Annotated in this window: 17 protein-coding genes; 6 read left to right on the forward strand and 11 right to left on the reverse strand. The window is 69.4% G+C overall.

The window, feature by feature from the left end:
- Nucleotides 1-53 precede the first annotated feature (53 nt).
- The 3 genes from cofC to MJQ72_RS30065 are packed head-to-tail and all read left to right on the forward strand — an operon-like array spanning nt 54 to nt 3977.
- Complete coding sequence (cofC, locus tag MJQ72_RS30055) at nt 54-683, forward strand: 2-phospho-L-lactate guanylyltransferase (protein WP_240601453.1); 630 nt, start codon at nt 54-56, stop codon at nt 681-683.
- Between the two features lie 58 nt (nt 684-741).
- A complete protein-coding gene (locus tag MJQ72_RS30060) occupies nt 742-3045 on the forward strand; it encodes an RNA degradosome polyphosphate kinase (RefSeq protein WP_240594425.1) in 2304 nt (767 codons plus the stop codon).
- Nucleotides 3042-3977 carry an NUDIX hydrolase gene (locus MJQ72_RS30065; RefSeq protein WP_240594426.1) on the forward strand — a complete coding sequence of 312 codons (936 nt, stop codon included), beginning with the start codon at nt 3042-3044 and terminating at the stop codon, nt 3975-3977. Before MJQ72_RS30060 ends, MJQ72_RS30065 begins: the two co-directional genes overlap by 4 nt.
- A 445-nt stretch (nt 3978-4422) precedes the next feature.
- On the opposite strand, the gene MJQ72_RS30070 is transcribed toward MJQ72_RS30065, so the two are convergent.
- The 3 genes from MJQ72_RS30070 to leuC all read right to left on the reverse strand — a co-directional run bounded on the left by MJQ72_RS30070 (nt 4423) and on the right by leuC (nt 7403).
- Entirely contained in the window at nt 4423-5088 is a 666-nt protein-coding gene (locus MJQ72_RS30070) for an HU family DNA-binding protein (RefSeq protein WP_038509495.1), read from the reverse strand.
- A gap of 253 nt (nt 5089-5341) precedes the next feature.
- On the reverse strand, nt 5342-5944 hold the full coding sequence (gene leuD, locus MJQ72_RS30075; protein ID WP_240594427.1) for a 3-isopropylmalate dehydratase small subunit: 603 nt from the start codon (nt 5942-5944) through the stop codon (nt 5342-5344).
- A 40-nt stretch (nt 5945-5984) separates the two neighbouring features.
- Nucleotides 5985-7403: a 3-isopropylmalate dehydratase large subunit gene (gene leuC, locus MJQ72_RS30080; RefSeq protein ID WP_063273592.1), complete on the reverse strand. Its 1419-nt coding sequence runs from the start codon at nt 7401-7403 to the stop codon at nt 5985-5987.
- Nucleotides 7404-7482: 79 nt separating this feature from the next.
- Between leuC and MJQ72_RS30085 the strand changes: the two genes are divergently transcribed.
- Complete coding sequence (locus MJQ72_RS30085) at nt 7483-8184, forward strand: IclR family transcriptional regulator (RefSeq protein ID WP_007031477.1); 702 nt, start codon at nt 7483-7485, stop codon at nt 8182-8184.
- A 68-nt stretch (nt 8185-8252) separates the two neighbouring features.
- Here the strand turns inward: MJQ72_RS30085 and MJQ72_RS30090 are convergent, their stop codons facing one another.
- From MJQ72_RS30090 to MJQ72_RS30105, 4 genes are all read right to left on the reverse strand, one after another.
- Nucleotides 8253-8645 (reverse strand): CesT family type III secretion system chaperone, encoded by a 393-nt coding sequence (locus MJQ72_RS30090; protein ID WP_240594428.1) that lies wholly within the window; start codon nt 8643-8645, stop codon nt 8253-8255.
- Between the two features lie 184 nt (nt 8646-8829).
- Nucleotides 8830-9495 (reverse strand): response regulator transcription factor, encoded by a 666-nt coding sequence (locus MJQ72_RS30095; protein ID WP_016336452.1) that lies wholly within the window; start codon nt 9493-9495, stop codon nt 8830-8832.
- Between the two features lie 9 nt (nt 9496-9504).
- Entirely contained in the window at nt 9505-11154 is a 1650-nt protein-coding gene (locus MJQ72_RS30100) for a right-handed parallel beta-helix repeat-containing protein (protein ID WP_240594429.1), read from the reverse strand.
- A complete protein-coding gene (locus MJQ72_RS30105) occupies nt 11154-11807 on the reverse strand; it encodes a helix-turn-helix transcriptional regulator (protein ID WP_240594430.1) in 654 nt (217 codons plus the stop codon). Before MJQ72_RS30105 ends, MJQ72_RS30100 begins: the two co-directional genes overlap by 1 nt.
- A gap of 159 nt (nt 11808-11966) precedes the next feature.
- Between MJQ72_RS30105 and MJQ72_RS30110 the strand changes: the two genes are divergently transcribed.
- Both MJQ72_RS30110 and MJQ72_RS30115 read left to right on the forward strand, forming a co-directional pair.
- A complete protein-coding gene (locus MJQ72_RS30110; RefSeq protein WP_240594431.1) occupies nt 11967-12632 on the forward strand; it encodes a response regulator transcription factor in 666 nt (221 codons plus the stop codon).
- Nucleotides 12629-13882: a sensor histidine kinase KdpD gene (locus MJQ72_RS30115; protein ID WP_240594432.1), complete on the forward strand. Its 1254-nt coding sequence runs from the start codon at nt 12629-12631 to the stop codon at nt 13880-13882. Before MJQ72_RS30110 ends, MJQ72_RS30115 begins: the two co-directional genes overlap by 4 nt.
- A 26-nt stretch (nt 13883-13908) precedes the next feature.
- On the opposite strand, the gene MJQ72_RS30120 is transcribed toward MJQ72_RS30115, so the two are convergent.
- From MJQ72_RS30120 to MJQ72_RS30135, 4 genes are read right to left on the reverse strand one after another with little or no spacing between them, the layout of a single operon-like run.
- Nucleotides 13909-14841 (reverse strand): hypothetical protein, encoded by a 933-nt coding sequence (locus MJQ72_RS30120; RefSeq protein WP_240594433.1) that lies wholly within the window; start codon nt 14839-14841, stop codon nt 13909-13911.
- A gap of 12 nt (nt 14842-14853) precedes the next feature.
- Nucleotides 14854-19248, reverse strand: a complete 4395-nt coding sequence (locus tag MJQ72_RS30125) for a hypothetical protein (RefSeq protein WP_240594434.1) — start codon at nt 19246-19248, stop codon at nt 14854-14856.
- Between the two features lie 13 nt (nt 19249-19261).
- Nucleotides 19262-19588, reverse strand: a complete 327-nt coding sequence (locus MJQ72_RS30130) for a hypothetical protein (RefSeq protein WP_240594435.1) — start codon at nt 19586-19588, stop codon at nt 19262-19264.
- Complete coding sequence (locus MJQ72_RS30135; protein WP_240594436.1) at nt 19585-19950, reverse strand: YbaB/EbfC family nucleoid-associated protein; 366 nt, start codon at nt 19948-19950, stop codon at nt 19585-19587. The genes MJQ72_RS30130 and MJQ72_RS30135 overlap by 4 nt, the downstream gene beginning before the upstream one ends.
- Nucleotides 19951-19980: the final 30 nt, after the last annotated feature.

A 19980-nucleotide genomic window follows, 5' to 3' on the forward strand; every position in this document is an offset into this window, starting at 1 on the left:
CGCGTACGAGCGCGGTCCAGGGAGGGTCGGGTAAGAAGTGAGATGTGGACAGTGTGGGCTTCGACCTGATCGTGCCGATGAAACGCCCCGCGCAGGGCAAGTCACGGCTTCGCGGCGCGGTCGTGCCCGAGCGGCACGCCGAACTGGTGCTGGCGCTGGCCTACGACACCTTGTCCGCGGCGACCTCGGCGGACGGCGTGCGGCGGGTGCTGGTGGTCGCCGCCGACCCGGCGTCGGTGGCGGATCTCACCGAGCTGGGCGTCGAGATCGTCACCGAACCGTCGCACGGCGGATTGAACGCGGCCCTGCGCCACGGCGAGGAGCTGCTGCGCCGGGACACGCCGTCCGGTCTCGTCGGCGCACTGCAGGCCGACCTGCCCGCGCTGCGGACCGAAGACCTCACCGCCGCGCTGGCCGAAGCTGCCGGACGACGGGCGTTCGTCGCGGACCGGCAGGGAACGGGCACCACCCTGTTGCTCGCGGGCGACGGCCAGGCACTGGCGCCCCGCTTCGGCGCGGGTTCCGCGCGGGCCCACACCGTCTCCGGTGCGACCCCGCTCACGATCGCGGCGGAATCGCTGCGCGCCGACGTGGACACCGCGGATGATCTCGCTCACGTCCGCACCCTCGGTGCCGGAAAGCGCACCTCGACGCTACTGGGAACACCCTGCGTGGTGATGTGACGAGAGTTCACCCTGCCGACCCGCGCGCGGCGCACATAATCGCCCCGAGTGGTGAACAATGAAGCCCGTGAGCACAAATGACGGCGGCACCTCGAACTCGGCAAGGAAGCGGAAGACCTCCGCCGCGAAACCGGAACCGGACAACGGCACGGCGAAACCCGCCCGCGCGCGGAAGACGACCAGCCCGGCCCCGCGCACGGCCGTCCGCGCGACGCGCGGTGGTTCGGCGAGCCGTCCCGCCCAGGAGTTCCGCGCGCTGCCCGCCGCGCCACCCGCGGTGACGGCGGCGCCCACGGCCGCCGGGAGCCTTCCCGACGACCGGTACTTCAACCGTGAGCTGTCGTGGCAGGACTTCAACGCGCGCGTGCTCGCGCTGGCCGAGGACGAGTCTCAGCCGCTGCTCGAACGCGCCAAGTTCCTGGCGATCTTCGCGTCCAATTTGGACGAGTTCTACATGGTGCGGGTCGCCGGGCTGAAACGCCGCGACGAGACCGGCCTCCCGGTCCGCAGCGCGGACGGGCTCACCCCGCGCGAACAGCTGGCGTACATCGCCAAACGCAACCAGGACCTGGTCGAGCGGCACACGAACGCCTTCGAGCTGCACCTGCGGCCGCAGCTGGCCGACGAGGACATCCACATCGTCGGCTGGAACGACCTGACCGGCGCCGACCAGCTCCGGCTGTCCAACTACTTCAGCGAGCAGATCTTCCCGGTGCTCACACCGCTGGCCGTGGATCCCGCGCACCCGTTCCCCTACATCTCCGGCCTTTCGCTCAACCTCGCGATCACCGTCCGGGACCCGGAGGCCGGCACCGAGCGGTTCGCGCGCGTCAAGGTGCCGAGCAACGTGCCGCGCCTGATGCGCATCGAGCAGCAGCCGCGTGAGGTCCGCACCGCGACCTTCCTGCCGCTGGAGGAACTGATCGCCGCGCACCTCGGCGAGCTGTTCACCGGCATGGAGGTCACCGAGCACCACGCGTTCCGCGTCACCCGCAACGCGGACTTCGAGGTCGAGGAGGACCGGGACGAGGATCTTCTCCAGGCGCTGGAACGTGAACTGGCGCAGCGGCGGTTCGGCCCGCCGGTGCGGCTCGAAGTGGCGCAGGACATGAGCGAGCACATGCTCGAACTGCTGCTGCGCGAACTGGAGGTCGACCCGCGCGACGTCGTCGAGGTCCCGGGTCTGCTGGATCTGACCTGCCTGCACCAGTTGTCCGGCGTCGACCGGAAGGAACTCAAGGACCGCCCTTTCGTTCCCGCCACGCATCCGGCGTTCGGTGAGCGCGAGACGCCGAAGTCGGTGTTCGCCACGCTGCGCGAGGGCGACGTCCTCGTGCACCACCCGTACGACTCGTTCTCCACCAGCGTCCAGCGGTTCATCGAACAGGCCGCCGCGGACTCGAAGGTGCTGGCGATCAAGCAAACGCTGTACCGCACCTCCGGCGACTCCCCGATCGTCGACGCGCTGATCGACGCCGCCGAGGCGGGCAAGCAGGTCGTCGCGCTGGTCGAGATCAAGGCACGGTTCGACGAACAGGCCAACATCACCTGGGCCCGCACGCTGGAACGCGCGGGCGTGCACGTGGTCTACGGGCTCGTCGGGCTGAAGACGCACTGCAAGGTGTCGATGGTGGTGCGCCAGGAGGGTTCGACCATCCGCCGCTACTGCCATATCGGCACCGGCAACTACAACCCGAAGACGGCGCGCCTGTACGAGGATCTCGGCATCCTGACCGCCGACCCGACGATCGGCGCGGACCTGACGGATCTGTTCAACGTGCTGACCGGGTACTCCCGCCAGGACACCTACCGCAACATCCTCACGTCGCCGCACGGGATCCGGCGCGGCATCGTGCGCGCGATCGGCGAGGAGATCGAGCTCGCCCGCGCCGGCCAGACGGCCGGGATCCGGATCAAGTGCAACTCGCTCGTCGACGAGCAGGTGATCGACGCGCTGTACCACGCCTCGCAGGCCGGGGTGCCGGTCGACATCGTGGTGCGCGGGATCTGCGCGCTGAAGCCGGGCGTGGAGGGGCTGAGCGAGAACATCCACGTGCGCTCGATCCTCGGGCGTTTCCTGGAGCACTCGCGGATCTTCACCTTCCTCGCCGGCGGCACGCGATGGATCGGCAGCGCGGACATGATGCACCGCAACCTCGACCGCCGGATCGAAGCGCTGGTGCGGGTCAAGGATCCGAAACTCACGGCGCAGCTGGACTACATCTTCGAATCCGCGCTGCACCCCTCGACCCGGTGCTGGGTGCTGGGTTCCACCGGCGAGTGGACCCCGTTCCCCGCGTCCGGGGACGACGTCCGCGACCACCAGGTCGAGCTGGCGAAGCGGCACGGAGCGGCGGGATGAGCGGGACCGTGCGGGCGGCGGGAGCCGTTCTCTGGCGCCGTCAGGGTGACCGGATCGAGGTCGCGCTGGTGCACCGGCCGCGGTACGACGATTGGTCGCTGCCGAAGGGAAAGCTGGATCCGGGCGAGACCATCGCGGGCGCGGCGGTCCGGGAGATCGGTGAGGAGACCGGGTTCGAGGCGGTGCTCGGCCGGTATCTGGTCCGGACCGGATACACCGTGGCGGGAGTGCCGAAGACCGTCGACTACTTCTCCGCCCACGCGGTTTCCGGCGCGTTCGCGCCGAACGAGGAGGTCGACGAGCTGCGCTGGCTCGACACGGAGTCGGCGGAGAAACTGCTGACCCGGCCGGGCGACGTCCGGGTGCTGCGCGAGTTCTCCGCGCTGCCGCCGGAACTCACCACGGTGATCCTGGTGCGGCACGCCAAAGCGGGTAAACGCGACGAGTGGAACGGCGACGACGACCTGCGGCCGCTTTCGGACGCGGGCCAGCGCCAAGCCGAAGCACTGCGTTCGCTGCTGCGGCTTTACGCGCCCGGCAGGGTGCTCTCGGCGCCGCGGCTTCGGTGCGTCCAGACGGTGAACGGGCTCGCCGAGGATCTCGGGGTCGAGATCCGGCACGAGCCGCTGCTGTCGGAAGAGGGCTACTGGCCGGACCCGGTGCTCGGTGTCGCGCGGCTGCTGGCCATCGCCGGTGACGGCGGGACGCCCGTGATCTCCAGCCAGGGCGGGGTGATCCCGGACGTCGTCAGCGCGCTGGCCGACCGCGACGGCGTCGACCTGACCGCCGCGCGCGGCGGGGTGGTGCCGTCGAAGAAGGGCTCGTTCTGGGTGCTGTCGTTCCGGGCGCCGACCGAAGAGGACGGGCCGGTGCTCGTGGCGGCGGACTACTTCGCGTCGCCTTTGCCCACGCCCGCTCCCGCACACCCCTGACGCTTTACCCGTGCTTGGAGACGCAACTCGCGTGTCTGAAGCCGTAACTCGCGAGTTACGCTTCCAGGCACGCGAGTTCCGTCTCCAAGCACGCGAGTTACGCCTTCAAGCACGAGGAAATCCGCAGCCGCTCCCCCACGTGGGTGACGTGCCTGCTCCGGCTGTGCCGATGCCGTCGCTCCACTGTGGAGCCGGCGATCGGGACGACGCGTCCATCGGGGTGACAGGGAAAGCCCGGGCGAAGCGGATTCTTTTCCGCTGACTTCGCCTCACCGGGCGAGAATCGCATCACATTCGCCCACAGGGCGGCGCGGATCCATGGCCGGACAAGATCCCCGAAGGCCGCGCGCGAGCGTGTCAGAGCGAACCAGGGGGCCCCGGAAATGCGGCAAGGCCCCGCGCGGGGCGCGGGGCCTTGCCGTTGGCTCTCTCGTGGAGAGGGAGCTTACTTCTTCTTCGCGGCAGCCGAAGTCCGCTTGGCCGGAGCCTTCTTCGCGGGAGCCTTGGCAGCGGTCGCCTTGGCGGCCGGCTTCGCGGCGGCCTTGGTGGCGGTCGCCTTCTTGGCCGTGGTGGCGCGAGTCGTGGCCTTGGCGGCGGTCTTCGGCGCGGCCTTGGTCGCGGTCGTCTTGGCCGCGGCCTTGGTCGCGGTCGCCTTGGCGGCCGGCTTCGCGGCGGCACGCGTCGTCGTGGCGGCGGCGCGCGTCCGCGTGGTGGTGGAACGCGTCGCGGCCGGGCGGCTGGCGGCCGTCCGGGTCGTCGTCGCGCGGGTGGCGGTGGCACGAGTGGCGGTGCCGGCGGTCGCGCGCTTCACAGCGGTGGCCTTCGGCAGCTTCTTCGAACCACTGATGACGTCCTTGAAGGTCGTGCCGGCGCGGAACGCGGGCACGTTGGTCTTCTTGACGCGAACGGTCTCACCGGTGCGCGGGTTCCGCGCGGTGCGGGCGGCGCGGGCGCGCTTCTCGAACACACCGAAGCCGGTGATGTTCACCTTCTCGCCCTTGTTGACCGTCCGGATGATGATGTCGACAAGGCCATCGACGGCCTCCGACGCGACCTTCTTGTCGCCCAGGCGCTCCGACAGCGCCTCGATCAGCTGGGCCTTGTTGGCCATTCCAGTCCTCCAAGAAGAACTACTTGTACACGGCCCCGTCGGCCGACTTAGCGCACACGGTATTACCAATGCAGCACAAATTCCAAACGACGCGCGGAAATTTCCCTTGTCTCGGGGGCTGTTCCGCCTCCCGAGGGACCCCTTCAGGGCCTCTCGAGGTGCCGTTCGGTGTGGTTTCGGGGCTGTGTCGAGGACCCCCTGCCGGGGCGCGGATTCCCTGCTCAGCAAGGGAATCCGGCCCCTTCGGCCGGTGCTAGGAGGAGGCCGCCGGGAGGGTCACGGGCTTCCAGGAGGGGCGCCCGGTCTCGAAAGTGTCGATCTCATCCGCGTGGCGGAGTGTCAGGGCGATGTCGTCGAGCCCTTCGAGGAGCCGCCAGCGGGTGTAGTCGTCGATCTGGAAGGGCGCGGTGAAGTCCTTGGCCCGTACCGTCTTCGACTCGAGGTCCACCGTGACCTCCGTCCCGGGCTCGTTTTCGAGCAGCTTCCACAGCAGTTCGACGTCCGCCTGCTCGACCTGAGCGGCGACAAGGCCCTGCTTGCCCGAGTTGCCGCGGAAGATGTCCGCGAACCGGGAGGAGATCACGACCCGGAAGCCGTAGTCCATCAAGGCCCAGACCGCGTGCTCGCGGGAAGAACCGGTGCCGAAGTCCGGGCCCGCGACCAGGACCGACCCGTTCCTGAAGGGCTCTTGGTTGAGGATGAACGACTCGTCGGACCGCCAGGCGGCGAAGAGCCCGTCCTCGAAGCCGGTGCGGCTCACGCGCTTGAGGTAGACCGCCGGGATGATCTGGTCAGTGTCCACGTTGGACCTGCGCAGCGGGACCCCGACGCCGGTGTGGTGGGTGAACGCGTCCATGTTGGGAACTCCTTCGCGGATGTCAGCGATGTCAGTGCCGTCAGCGGGCGGCGGCGGGCTGCAGGTCTTCGGGGCTGGACAGCGTTCCCCGCACGGCCGTGGCGGCCGCCACGAGCGGCGAGACCAGATGCGTCCGGCCGCCCTTGCCCTGCCTGCCTTCGAAGTTGCGGTTCGAGGTCGACGCGCTGCGCTCGCCCGGCTTGAGCTGGTCCGGGTTCATGCCGAGGCACATCGAGCAGCCGGCCTGACGCCATTCCGCGCCCGCTTCGGTGAAGACCTTGTCCAGCCCTTCGGCTTCCGCCGCCTGGCGGACGCGCATCGAGCCGGGGACGACGAGCATCCGCACCGAATCGGCGACCTTGTGCCCGCGCAGGACGTCCGCGGCGGCCCTCAGATCCTCGATCCGGCCGTTCGTGCACGAGCCGAGGAAGACGGTGTCCACCGCGATCTCACGCAGCGGCGTGCCCGGCTTCAGGTCCATATAGGACAGGGCCTTCTCAGCGGCGATGCGCTCGTTCTCGTCGCCGATGCGCTCCGGGTCGGGCACCTCGGCGCCCAGCGGGAGCCCCTGGCCCGGGTTCGTGCCCCACGTCACGAAAGGCGTGAGCTCGTCGGCGTTCAGGCGCACCTCGGCGTCGAAGACGGCGTCGTCGTCGGTGCGCAGTTCGCGCCAGTTTTCGACGGCGGCGTCCCAGTCCGCGCCCTGCGGGGCGTGCGGACGGCCCTTCAGATACGCGAACGTCGTCTCGTCCGGCGCGATGAGCCCGGCGCGCGCACCGGCTTCGATGGACATGTTGCACACCGTCATCCGGGCTTCCATCGACAGCTTTTCGATGGCTTCGCCGCGGTACTCGAGGACGTAGCCCTGCCCGCCGCCGGTGCCGATCTTCGCGATCACCGCCAGGATGATGTCCTTCGCCGTGACGCCGGGCCGCAGTTGGCCGTCGACCGTGATCGCCATCGTCTTGAATGGACGGAGCGGCAGGGTCTGCGTGGCCATCACGTGTTCGACCTCGGAGGTGCCGATGCCGAAGGCCATGGCGCCGAAGGCCCCGTGCGTCGAGGTGTGACTGTCGCCGCACACCACGGTCATCCCGGGCTGGGTCAGGCCCAGCTGCGGGCCGATGACGTGCACGATGCCCTGCTCGGCGTCGCCCATCGGGTGCAGCCGGACACCGAACTCCTTGCAGTTGGCGCGAAGGGTGTCGACCTGGGTACGGGAAACGGGATCCGCGATCGGCAGCTCGATGTCGATCGTCGGGACGTTGTGGTCCTCGGTCGCGATGGTGAGGTCGGGGCGGCGCAGTTTCCGGCCGGCCAGGCGCAGTCCGTCGAACGCCTGCGGGCTGGTGACCTCGTGCAGCAGGTGGAGATCGATGTAGAGCAGGTCGGGCTCGGCCCCCTCGCCGCGCCGCACCAGGTGCGACTCCCACACTTTCTCGGCCAGTGTCCGGGGCATTTCCGGCTCCTCACATGCGATGGAATAGGTGCTTCCCACCATCTGGACATCTCAAACTTCGGGAAGATAGTATCGGCTTGTGGGACAGCATAGCGGTATCGGAGTACTCGACAAGGCCGTGGCCGTGCTTCAGGCCGTGGCCGAAGATCCTTGTGGCCTGGCGGAACTGTGCACGCGGACCGGATTGCCGCGCGCGACGGCGCATCGGCTCGCGGTCGGCCTGGAAGTGCATCGCCTGTTGCGCCGCGGCCCCGACGGCCGCTGGCGGCCGGGTACCGCACTCGCGGAACTGGCGGGCGGCTCGACCGACCCGCTGCTCGACGCGGCGAGTTCGGTGCTGCCGAAACTGCGCGACATCACCGGCGAAAGCGTGCAGCTGTACCGCCGCGACGGCGTCCAGCGCGTCTGCGTTTCGACGGCGGAACCGCCGAGCGGGCTCCGCGACACGGTGCCGATCGGTTCACGGCTGCCGATGACCGCGGGCTCCGGCGCGAAGGTGCTCGCCGCGTGGTCGGATCCGCACACGCAGCGCACGATCCTCACCGAGGCGGTGTACGGGGAGCGCACCCTGCTCGAAGTGCGCCGTCGCGGCTGGGCCCAGAGCGTGGCCGAACGGGAACCGGGTGTGGCGAGTGTCTCGGCGCCGGTACGGGATTCGACGGGCACCGTCGTCGCCGCGGTGTCGGTTTCCGGGCCCATCGAACGGATAGGGCGCAAGCCGGGGGCACGCTGGGCCGCGGACCTCCTCGCCGCCGCGGACGCGCTGCAGGAGCGCCTCTGACCCTCGAAACGAGTGAAGGCCCCCTGCGCGGTGCAGGGGGCCTTCACTCGTACTTCCGAAGGGTCCTATCAGAACTCGTCGGCCTTGGTCAGCTCGTGTTCGAGGGTGTCGGCACGCGCGACGAGGGACTTCAGCGGATGTTCGAACTCGTTGACCAGATTCAGGTCGACCAGCGGGATCGTGTGCTTGAGCAGCGCGACACCGTCCACCACCGCCGCGCCGCCGACCGAGTCGCCGCCGGCCAGTTCGAGCAGGCGCCGCAGATCGATCTTGTCGGCCCAGCCGACCGGGGACGAGATCTCCACCCACTCCGCGCCGTCGTGGTCGGGCAAGTGGTGCAAGGACACCTGCTGGCCGCGGCCGTCGCCGGTGTCGACGCGGAACCGGAGCCAGCCGTCCCGCTCTTCGAGCACCTCGTACCGCGCCCGGACGAAATTGATCACGCCTGCCCAGATGGACACCCTCGTCACCTCTCGGTTTCGCCGCCTCGTGCGCTGTCGAGCATGGCACATCCGGGGCGCGTGGGGCCCGCGGGAGGGAGCTGAAGGGGACTTTCGCCGCGTCTCACGCCGCCAAGGACGCTTTCACCACGTGGCATGCGGTGAAAGCGTCCTTCAGTCGCCGTGACCTGAGTGGCGTGAGTGACTACTGAAGCGGCGCCATCCGGTAACCCGACCCTCGCACGGTGTGGATCAGCGGCGGATCCTTGAGCTTCCGCCGCAGGCGCGCGATCACGACGTCCAGCACGTTGGACGCCGGATCGGCCATCTCGTCCCACGCGTACCGGATCAGTTCCCGCCGCGAAACCGGCCGCCCGGTCGCGGCCATCAGCCGCTCCATGACGAGATACTCCTTGCGGGTCACGGTGAGCAACACGCCCGCCCGCGAGATCTGGTGCCTGCCGGTGTCGAGTTCGACGTCGGCGCAGCGCAGGATGACCGCCTGCCCGGCCATGTCCCGGCGGCACAGGCTGCGCACCCGCGCGATCAGTTCCGGCATCGCGAAGGGCTTGACCAGGTAATCACCGCCGCCGACGCGTAAACCGTCGATCCGGTCGGCGACGCTGTCGCGGGCGGTCAGGAACAGCACCGGCATCGGCCATCCGGCGCTGCGCCGGTTACGGACGTACGCCAACGCGTCGCCGGAAGGCAGCATCCGGTCGAACACCGCGCAGTCGTAGGCGTTCACCATCAGCGCCTCGTCCGCGCCCGGCAGGTCTGCGGCGGTGTCCACCGCGAAACCGTCGCCGCGCAGGGCGAATTCCAGCGCCACCCGCAAGTTTTCGTCGTCCTCGGTCACCAGCACCCGCACACCGGAACGTTAGCGTGTGATCGCGGCCTCGACATCGGCCACGTGCAACCCGCGCAGTTCTTCGACCGCGGGCATCCGGCCCAGCAGCCTCAATCGTTGTGACTGAGCCGTGCGCGCCTTCTCGAACAGCAGGCGCGCATCCCGCGCGTTGCCGAAGTTGACGTCGCCGGAAACGCGCTGGAAGTGGCCGGTCAGCACCGGGCCGGCGTCGGGATCGAGTTCGTAGTCCCCGGCGGCCGCCATCCGCCCGAAGATGGCGAGCAGTTCGCCGGGGCTGTAGTTCTCGAACTCGATCGTCTTGCCGAAGCGGGACGCGAGACCGGGGTTGGCGGCGAGGAAGTCGACCATCTCGCCGGTGTATCCGGCCACGATCACCGCCACCTCGTCGCGATGTTCCTCCATCAACGGCACCAAGGTGTCGATCGCCTCCTGGCCGAAATCGCCGCCGGAGCCGGCCAGCCGGGTGAGCGTGTACGCCTCGTCGATGAACAGGACACCGCCTTTGGCCTCCTCGAAGACCGTCGCGGTCTTCTCCGCGGTGTGCCCGATGTACTGTCCGACGAGATCCCTGCGGGACACCTCGCGGAACTGGCCGACCGGCAGGACTCCCAGCGCCTTCAGCAGTTTGCCGTAGATCCGCGCGACCGTCGTCTTCCCCGTGCCGGGCGCACCGGCGAAGATCAGATGGTGCCCGGCCGCCCCGACCGGCAGCCCGGCCCGGCGGCGCCATTCGTTGACCTGCAACTCGTCGACCAGTGAACGGACCTCTTCCTTGACCCCGGGAAGGCCGATCATCGAATCGAGTTCGGCGAGCATCTCCTCCAGGGCGCCGTCCCCCACCGCGCCGGGCTCCGCGGTGTCCCCGACCGTCGGCGTCGCCCCCTCGGCGATCGCGATCCCCGGTTCCGCGGTGTTCGAGACCCGGCAAGCGGAGATCTCGCCGCCACAACCGGACGCGAACGAGATCCCCGGGCCCCGGGTGTCGGTGACCGTGCACCGTTTGATCACCGGTACCCCGTGGTGCGCCACGGCGATACCTTCGTGACCGGTGTGCGAGACGGTGCAGCCTTCGACGACCGGCCGGGCGTACTGGTAGACGTAGACGCCCCTCAGCCCACAGCCGGTCACCGTGCACCCGGTGACGACGGGATCAGCGCCCTGCCCGACGGTGATCCCGTCTCCCAGCACGTCTTCGACGGTGGTGTCCGCGATCCTCCCCGGCGCGCCGTCGACGAGGATCCCCTGCTCCGCCGCCGAGATCACGCAACCGCTCACGGCGAACTCCGTAGTGCCGCGGATCGCGATCGCCGGACCGCGCCCGCCGGAGACGGTGCAGTTCCGGACGGCCAGCTCCGTGTCGTCGGCCTGGATGGCGGACGCGCCGCCTGCCAGGACTTCGATCCCTTCGAGGGCGAGAGCTCCGCCAGTGGCACGGAAAACGGGCCGGTCGGCTCCTCGGCCGTCGACGACGACGGTGGCGCCGTCCGCCGCGGCCAAGGTCACCCGGAGACCGGCGAGCTCGATGGTCTCCGCGTATTCTCCGCCCGCGATGGTGATGACGGCACCGTTAGAGGCGTCAGCCAACGCGTCGCCGATGGTCGGGTACGCGCCGGGCCGCTGGGCCACCAGCAGGACACGACCGGGAGTCGAGGTGGTCATCAGCCTGCCTTCGCCATCAGCCAGCCACGGTCGACGGCCTTGGCGCCGGCCTGGAACCGGCTGCGAGCGCCGAGCCGGTTCATGATGTCGGCGACCATCCGGCGCACAGTGCGCACGGAGACGCCGAGCCGCGCGGCGGCGGATTCGTCGGTCGTGCCGGAGAAGAGCAACGTCAGCAGTTCCTGTTCGCGGCAGGTCAGGATCGAAGCGTTCTCGGGTTCGGGGAGCTCCAGCGGGACGAGCGGGGCGGCGGTCTGCCAGATCCGCTCGAACAGCCCGACCGTCGCGGTGACCACGCCGGGCAGCCGGAACACCGCGGAACCGGCCTGCCTGCCTTCCGCCGGAAGGACGACCGAGGTCCGGTCGATCACCAGCGCGTCCATCGGGACCTCGGCGTCGGTCCGCACCTCGGCACCGGCCCGCGACAACCGGTTCAGCGCGCCGGACATCCGCGCGGAGTCGGGGAAGAGCACCTTGTGGCGTACGCCGGGGCGCACGTTCGCGAGCGCGATCCGCTGGAACGCGGTGTCCGTCCCCGTGCTCATGACGAGCACCTCGCCGGTCGCTTCCGCGAGCAGTTCGCCGAGCCCCGCCCGGTCGCTGCCCGGGCCCGCTCCCGTGACCAGACTGAGCTGGCCGGTCTGCACGGTCATCGCAGGTACCTCCCTCTTCCCCCGGCGCGGTGCCGCCGACGACGTCCTGTTCATGCCAGTTCCCCGCCGTCCGGGCGGCCACGGGCACCCGACGCGTTAGCGTTCAGGGGCACCGGGAACTGCACGCGTCTACTTTCGCTGTCCGAACATGAGGTTTTGATGACACGGGTGATGGTCGTCGAAGACGACGGGAATCTGCGGCTCGCACTGGTCACGCAGCTGCGCGCGGCCGGCTTCGCCGTCGACGAGGCGGGCGACATCGCGACCGCGGACCGGCTGCTGCGCGGAACGCACCACGACTGCGTGGTGTTCGACCGGATGCTGCCGGACGGCGACGCCATCGAATACGTGCACATGCGACGGCAGCTGGGCTGGCGGGCGCCGGTGCTGTTCCTCACCGCCCGCGACGCGCTCGCCGACCGCGTGGCCGGTTTCGAGCACGGCGGCGACGACTACCTCGTGAAGCCGTTCGTGATGGCCGAGCTGACCGAGCGGGTGGCGAACCTGTGCCACCGGTCGGCGTTCGACCGGCCCTCGGTGCTGCAGCACGAAGACCTGGTGATGGACTGCGCGCGTCGTGAGGTGCGCCGCGCGGGCGTGCTGCTCACCTTGACCAACAAGGAATACGCGGTGCTCGAATACCTGCTGACCAGGGCGGGCCTGCCCGTGCAGCGGGCCGATCTGATCGAGCACTGCTGGGACGCGCAGGCCGATCCGATGTCCAATGTGGTCGATGTGGTGGTGAAGCGGTTGCGCCGCAAGCTGAAGGAACCCGAACTGATCCACGCCGTCCGCGGCCTCGGCTACCGGCTGGGCGCCCGGTGAACACCCACTCCTCGGCCGACCGGCTGCGCAGGCTGCGCTGGACGCTCACCGCGTTGTTCACCGTGATGAACACGCTCGGGCTGGTCGTCTTCGCCTGGCTGCTCATCGACGAGGACGGCGACCAGGGTGAGGAACGGATCGACGCCGCGCTGAACCAGGTCACGTCTTCGGTCAGCAGGCTGGTCGAATTCGACGGCACCGTCGGCTTCGGTCTGGTCAACACCGACGTGCTGAACGACCGCTGCCCCCAGTTCGCGATCCTGTCCGGCGGGGCGCCCGCGTTCCAGCCGCATTTCTCGCGGGCGAACTGCGTCCCGATGAGCGCGCAGCTGTTGAACGGCCTGGCGACCGAGGCGGTGAAGACCGGCAAGCTGGTGCAGGGACACCAAAAGGCGACCGACGGCGCCATGGTCAAGGTCCGCGCCGAACCGCTGCGCGACAACGACGGCAAGACGTTCGCGGCCGTCGTCGCCGTGCAGTCCACCGAGGCCGAGGACGCCGCGCACACCCAGTTCACGCTGCTGGTGATCGGCGGCACCGTGCTGCTGGTCGCGATCCTGGGCTTCGCGGGGCACCTGCTGTCCGGCCGGTCGATCCGCCCCGCGGCCGCGGCCCTGCAGCAGCAGGAGGTCCTGCTCGCCGAAACCGCGCACGACCTCCGCACCCCGGTCGCCGCCCTGCGCGCGCTCGCCGAAACCGCGATGGCCAACCCCGCGCAGTCCGCGGAACTGTTGCCGCGCACCGTCCGGCTCGCCGCGAGAATGGGCGGGATCATCGACGACCTGCTCGTCCGCGCCCGGCTGGCCGCGGGCGTGGAACAGCTGAGCATCCAGCCGATCTGGCTCGATCAGCTGGTGGTGGGCATCGTCGAGGACACCGCGACCGACGGCGCCGAGGTCACCGTCACCGCCGCGCCCACGAAGGTCAACGCCGACCCGGCGCTGCTGCAACGGGCGATCGGCAACCTCCTCGACAACGCCATGCGCTACGGCCGCCACCCGGGCGCGAAGGCGTTCGTGCACCTGACCGTCGCCGGCGGCACCGTGACCGTCGCCGACCACGGCCCGGGGATCGACGCGACGCTGGCGGGCGACGCCTTCGACCGGTTCGCCAGCACCGGCGGGTCTTCGGGGCTCGGGCTCTCGATCGTGCGGTGGGTCGCGCAGGCGCACGGCGGCACGCTCGCGGTGTACAACGCCGACGAGGGCGGCGCGATCTTCGAACTGCGGTTCCCGGTCAGCCCGAACTGAGGAGGGAACCGCGCCGGCCTCACCTCTCAACGCTCCCCTGGCTCCGCGCCGTCGCGGAGCCAGCCGGGAACGTGCTCGGCCTCACGCGGGTACATCCGCAGTTCCTCTTGGAAGAATCGCGCGTCCGGGCGGTGATCCCAGTCCGGCTCGTCGTACCAGTCGTATTCGGCGCTGAACTTCCCGCTGACCACGAGGTGGAACCTGACGGACGTCCAGGTCCCCTCGCCTGGCTTGTACATGTCGCCCCGCAGACTGGTGAAGAACTCGACCGCCCCCGGGGGTTCCCACTCGATCATCTGCCCGAAGACGGTCATCACCTGCGCACGGATCTCCACATAGCCGCCGACCGAACGGAAGTCGACGAAGAGCTGCTGCCAGTCGACCGGAAGACGCTGGATCAGGTGATCGCGGAACGCCGTGACCACCTCACCGAGCTGTGCCTGGTTCAGCGGGATCAACTCGGTGACGTCCTTTTCCGGCGGAGCGGGGCGGTCCTTCCATTCGGGCAGCTTGTCGCGCAGCCACCCCGGCGTGTGTTCGAGATCCCTCGCGAACAGCTTGAGATCCTCCGCGTAGCTCGAATCCTCGATGGCCGGATTCCACTCCGGTTCGTAATCGCGGTTGTAGCTGCGGAAGAACGCGCCCGATGACTCGAGGGTGAACCTCGCGGAGAACCAGGCACCCCGCTCCGGATCACGCCGGTACTGCGCGACACGCAAGCGCGCGAGAGGCCGGTTCAGGTCCACCGGTGGGGCGATCTCCAGCGTCGAACCGTCCTCGCGGAGAACGGTGAGCGCCAGGTCCTGCACAGGGACGGTCATCCGGCTGATCAGGTCGATACGGCGCCAGCCGCTCTCCCCGACGAGGTCGACGAGCGCGTTCCCCACCCGCTGCTCCAGCTCGACCGGATCGTCGTCAGCCCCTGAAGTCCTTGGGCCAGAGTTCGACGTTGTGGTCATTGGGGAAGCTCCTCACGTGGATGGTCGTCCTGCCGTTTTCGTCGACTTCTCGCCACCGGACGTGACGTGAATGCGCGTCGTCCACCCCGCGGTCACGAAGCTCGAAGACATCTTCCCAAACGACATCACCCGCGGCGTCCTGGCGACGTTCGAGTGCGAAGAAGGTGTCGTCCTTCGGAGTGAGCGGTGTGTCCTCGTTGCCTTGATTCTGTCGGCGCCCTTCGGTGCCCTGGTTGATCGCCTCGCCGCCGCCACCCGCGCGGTACCGCGGTGGTGGCCACCGTCGTCGATGTTCTTGCCGATACTGCCGTCGGGCTTCACCTCGGGACCACCGCGCGCGCCGACCTCGCTCTGTGCCTTGCCGTCGCGCCGCAACTGGGAGGCGCCGTCCGGATCCGGCACGCCCGAAGTCGCCACGGTGTTGCCCCTGGCGTCGGTGCGATGGAAAGCGGTTCCGCCGTCCACACTGACCACCGCCGACCTCGGCGGCCGGTTGAGGTCTGCGTCGAACGGCTTTCCGGTGTGCACATGGGTGACCGTTCCGGCGGGTCCGGTCTGGAAAGTGCCGTACGGCAGGCCCTTGTGATCGATGAGGGTGAACCGCGTGTTCGGCGGGAGGTCGGTCCGGTTCGCGAACGGTTTGCCGTTCTTGCCGCTGAACTCGTTCGCCACCCGCTCGCGTTGCTGGGGCGACCAGTCCCCGGTCTCCCCGCGGGTGAACGTCTTGTCCTTCGCGTTGTAGGTGACGTCGTTGTCGGGATTCGGCCAGTTCTGCTCGGGGTTCTCAGCCTTCTTGGTCCCGTAGAAACCGTCCTGGGTGACGTCCGCTCCCGCCTTGGTGCCGTGTTTGATCTCGGGGTTCGTCCGGCCGCGCTGGCCGGTCTCGGCCTCGACGTGCGTGATCTTCCCGTCCGCGTCGGTGTAGTGGGTCGCGCGGGGTTGCCCGTACTCGTCGGTGACCGTATGCGCCCTGTTCGGTTCCAGGGTCGGGTTTCCGTCCGCGTCCAGCTTGGGGTTCCCGGCGGCGTCCGTGTGCTTCCGGTTGAACGCCTCGGATTGACGGACCTCGCGCTCGTGAGGTACCGGCGGGCCCTCCGTGCGAGGTCGTTCGTACTTCACTCCGGGCTCAGGGATCCCGTCGCCGTCGACACGGTATTCCTGGTGCATCGGCCCGCGATCGACCCGGTAGTTGGCGTCGCCGACCCGGTTCGCCAGTTCCGGGTTCGTCCTGCCCGGATGCTGATCGGTGTCGATCCATTTGACCTTGCCCGTTCCGTCGGTCTGGAAGGTCCCGCGCGGATTCCCTTCGGCGTCGACGACGTGGTACCGGGTGTCCGGCTGCAGATCCGTGCGGTGGCTGAACGGTTCGTCCACCTTCGGCGCGGGGACGTCTTCGTTCGGTACTCGCACCGTCTTCGACGGGACGCCCGGTTCTTCGACGTCCGCGTTGCGGGTCACGAACTGCTTGCCGTGGACGGTGTCGACCCGCTTCGCCGACGTCGTGGTGTGGGTCGTGCCGTCGGCCCTCGTCGCGAACGAGTCCACCCGGTGGCCTGCCTGGACGCGGTAGTCGGCGTTTCGGGCGGGCCAGGCGACTTCCGGGTTGATGTGGTGCCGGTTGTTCGGCACGACGGCCTCGACGTGCGTCACCACACCGCGGGAATCGGTGTAGGCATGGCTCCGTACGGTGCCTTCGGGACCGTAGACGTCGTACCGGGTGCGAGGGCTCAGACTCTCCGCGGAAGCGAAGAACGAATCGTTCTCGCCCAGATGCCTCGGCTCCACCCGGTCGAATCCGGGCTCGTGCCACCTCGTCTGGATCTGCGGGTCCAGATCGGGGTCGGGAGCACGATGCGGGGCGAGTGGATCCTGGTCCGGGATACCCGTTTCCTCACGTGGAGGCGGTGAATCGCCGGTGTCACCGCCGTCGTGGTGGTTTCCACCCGGTGCCACGGGGTCATCCGGATTGATGACGGACTCGATGTCCCGTACCGGAGGAACGTGCTCCTCCGGAGCCCGTGGCGCAGGGACTTCCCCGTCCGGCGCGCGCGCCGGCTGCGGATGACTGGGGTGGTCTCCTCCTCGTATAGGAGGCCCCGACCGCCCGGAATTCAGGTCCAGGAAAGGATCGCCCATCGGCATCCTCGAGCCCGGACGGCGCGGCCCTGGTTCCGGCCACAGGCCGCCCGAGCCCACGGGCGAGCGAGTGGGCGGCCGCGGCGTCTCCGGCGCGGGACCTTCCGCACGGGCCGCCGCCCCGGACGAAGGCGTTTGCCCGGCCAGTTCGGGCTCGCCTTTCGGGGGCGGCGCGTCCGGATGCTCGGCCGGGCGAGGTTTTCCGGTGTCCAGGTCGAGGTCGACGAGGTCAGGGTCATGCCGCGGCGGTAGTCCGGGATCACCGTCCGGCAGGGATTTGGGCGGGGCCACCTCCTCGGGCGCCGCTTCCTTGTCCTTGTCCTTCGGGGTGGCTTCCTTGGGCGGAGGCGTATCCGTCACCTTGCTGGTGGGCAACGGGGTGTGCCCTGTGGCGCCGTCTTCGACGGTGTGCACGAGGCCGAGCACCCTGGCGACCGTGTAGAGCGCCTTCTGCCTCGGTGTCTGCGGGTTGACCGGCGTGCTCCCCGCCCAATCCTCCTGCGCCTTCCGGACGGTTTCCTTCTCCGGGAGCCCCACATGTTCGCGTGTGTCGGCCGGGTCGACCCGGTCGGACATCCTGACTTCACCGGTCTCGGGATTGATGGTGGCCGTCGGCTCGTCGGCGTCCCGCGCGCGATGTCCTGTCGCTTCGGGACTCCCCGGCGAGCCGTCCGTCCGGGAGTGATGGGACGGCGCTTCGGAAGCCGCGGGGCTCTCGCCGCGAGCCGCCGGTGCGGGAGTCTCGTTCGCTTTGGGAGCGGGGGAACCTTGCTCGCCTCCGGGAGTGCGGTGTGAGCCAGGGTCCATGGCTTCGCCGACCGAACCGGGTCGTGTCGGAGGCTCGGGCCGGGTGACGGGCTCGGGCCGCGTGGGAGGGTCCGGCCGGGGCGAAGGTTCGGGTCGGGGCGAAGGGTCAGGTCGAGCGGAGGGTTCGGGCTCCCGTACCGGGTTTCGCTCCTCGGGCGCCCTGCTCGGTCGCCGTTCGTCGGGAATCTGGTCCGGTGTCCGGTCACCGGGCGGCCGGTTCGGCGGTCCCTCGGGCGGCGGCCCGTCCGGTGTCCGGTCACCCGATGGGTTTGCCGGTGGTGTTTCGTCGGGTGTTCGCGGGTTGTGCGGCGGAGGCGGGGTGTCCCCGGCGTGCGCCGGAACCCCGGCGGGCGAATTCCCGAGCCCGACCTTCGCGAGCAGAGAGTCGACACCAGGGATCTTGCGGACGGCTTTCGCGGCCAGTTCGGTCCCGGTGGGGATCTTCGTGATCGCCGTCCCCGCCTTTTCGGCGACACGGCCCGCGGCCGCGACGGCACTGACCTTGCTCCCGGCCGCCGCGGTGCCCGCGCCCCGGATCGCCGCACCGGCGCCCTTGGTGCCGAGCACCGCGCTGGCGATGTTGAAGGTGGCCTTACCGGCCGCCCGGGACGGATCCTCGCTCCAGGTGTCCCAGGCGACCATGGTCTTGCCCGCTTCGACCAGCGTCGAGCCCATTTCGCCGCGCTCGAACCCCGGGAGGCCGACGGTCTGGTCGAGCTGGGCCAATCCCGGGGTCGAATAGGTCGCCACGGCAAGGCCGAACTTGCCCAGTCCCTTCCACGCTTCACCGAAAGTGGACCAGGAGAAATGGCCGTCGCCGTAGCCCGCCAGCGCGGCGAAGCCCACGAACATCTCGACCGCGCCTTCCCACACACCGACGAAGAAGGAGCCGAGTTCTTCCATGCCGTCGACGAACCCGCCGAGGAATCCCTCTCGTGGCTTCTTCGGCGGTTTGGTCTCCTCGCCCGCCGGTTTGCCGACCTTGCTCGCGTACTCGGTCAGCAGGGTGCTGAGCTGATGGGCGACCTGGATGGCGAAAACCGTCCGCGACGCCCAGCTGGTGCATCGGTCGAAAAGTTCGTTGTTGTCGGAGATGTGCTTCCTGATCGCGTGCTTCGCGGCGACGATGAGGTTTCCGTAGTCCCGGCACGCCGCGGACAGGCTGTCCATCGCGCCCAGCATCTCCTTGACGCCCGGTTCGCCGGGTGATCCGTTGTTCAAGGAATGAATGGCGTAGAACAGCTCGAAACCGGCGGCGTCCGACCAGACCTTGCGCAGCTCCGCCGCGGCACTGTCGGAGAGTTGGATGGCGGCACGCAGCGCGTTCGCGGACGCGGTCCACGCCGTCGCCAGATCCCAGGCGGCGGTCTCGCTGTCCGAGGGCCAGATCGCTTCCTTGGTCTGGCCGCCGTTCTGGACCACCCAGTTCCAGAGGTCCCCGTCCGGCTCGACGATATCGGTCATGACGGCGGCGGTTTCACCGCTCGAATCGGCCGGCGATGGTGCTGTCGACGGCTTGGTAGGCCTGCACCGCCTGGCCGCCGTTGTCCGCCAGCTGCCGGTAGATACCGGGAATCTGGTCCATGGCCCCGGCCACCGCGGTCCTCGGTGTGGTGTAAAGCGCGGTGAACGCGCGCCCCAAGGGGCCTGTGCCGATCTGGCCGGGGGCGTCGATCTTGCCACGTTGGAGCGCCCAGGCCGGGTCGAGCTCGTCACCCGCGGCGCGCAGCCTGTTCAACTGCCCCGACGTCTCTTCGGGGAGCATGTCGATCTTGCCGTCGCCGTTGCGGTCGATTCCGGTCATCGAAGCCTCCGGTCCAGTTCGTGCAGCAGCGGGTCGAAGCGCAGATCCGTCGTCTCGGGAGTGGCGTCGGCGGGCAGGAAGCCCGCGACGATCTCCATGACCTCTTCCTGGGAGCGTTCGACGGCCCGATGGAAGGTCTCGGTGATGTCCCGTGCCAGCGCGGCCGAATCGGGCGCCCGGTAGATCCGCGGGTCCAGCCACAGTTCGACGAGCTCACCGGCCCCGCCGACGGTCACGCCGATCAGTCCGTCGTCCGATTCGGCGGTGGCCCGGATCTCGGCCATCCTCCGTTGAGTGGACCGGATGTCCTGGGCCAGTCGCCCGTACTCGGCCCGCATGTCCAGCCGGAACGGCGAATCCATGGCACCTCCCCTGTTCGCGTCCCGGTCAGC

The sequence above is a fragment of the Amycolatopsis sp. EV170708-02-1 genome, assembly GCF_022479115.1.
Classification (GTDB): domain Bacteria; phylum Actinomycetota; class Actinomycetes; order Mycobacteriales; family Pseudonocardiaceae; genus Amycolatopsis.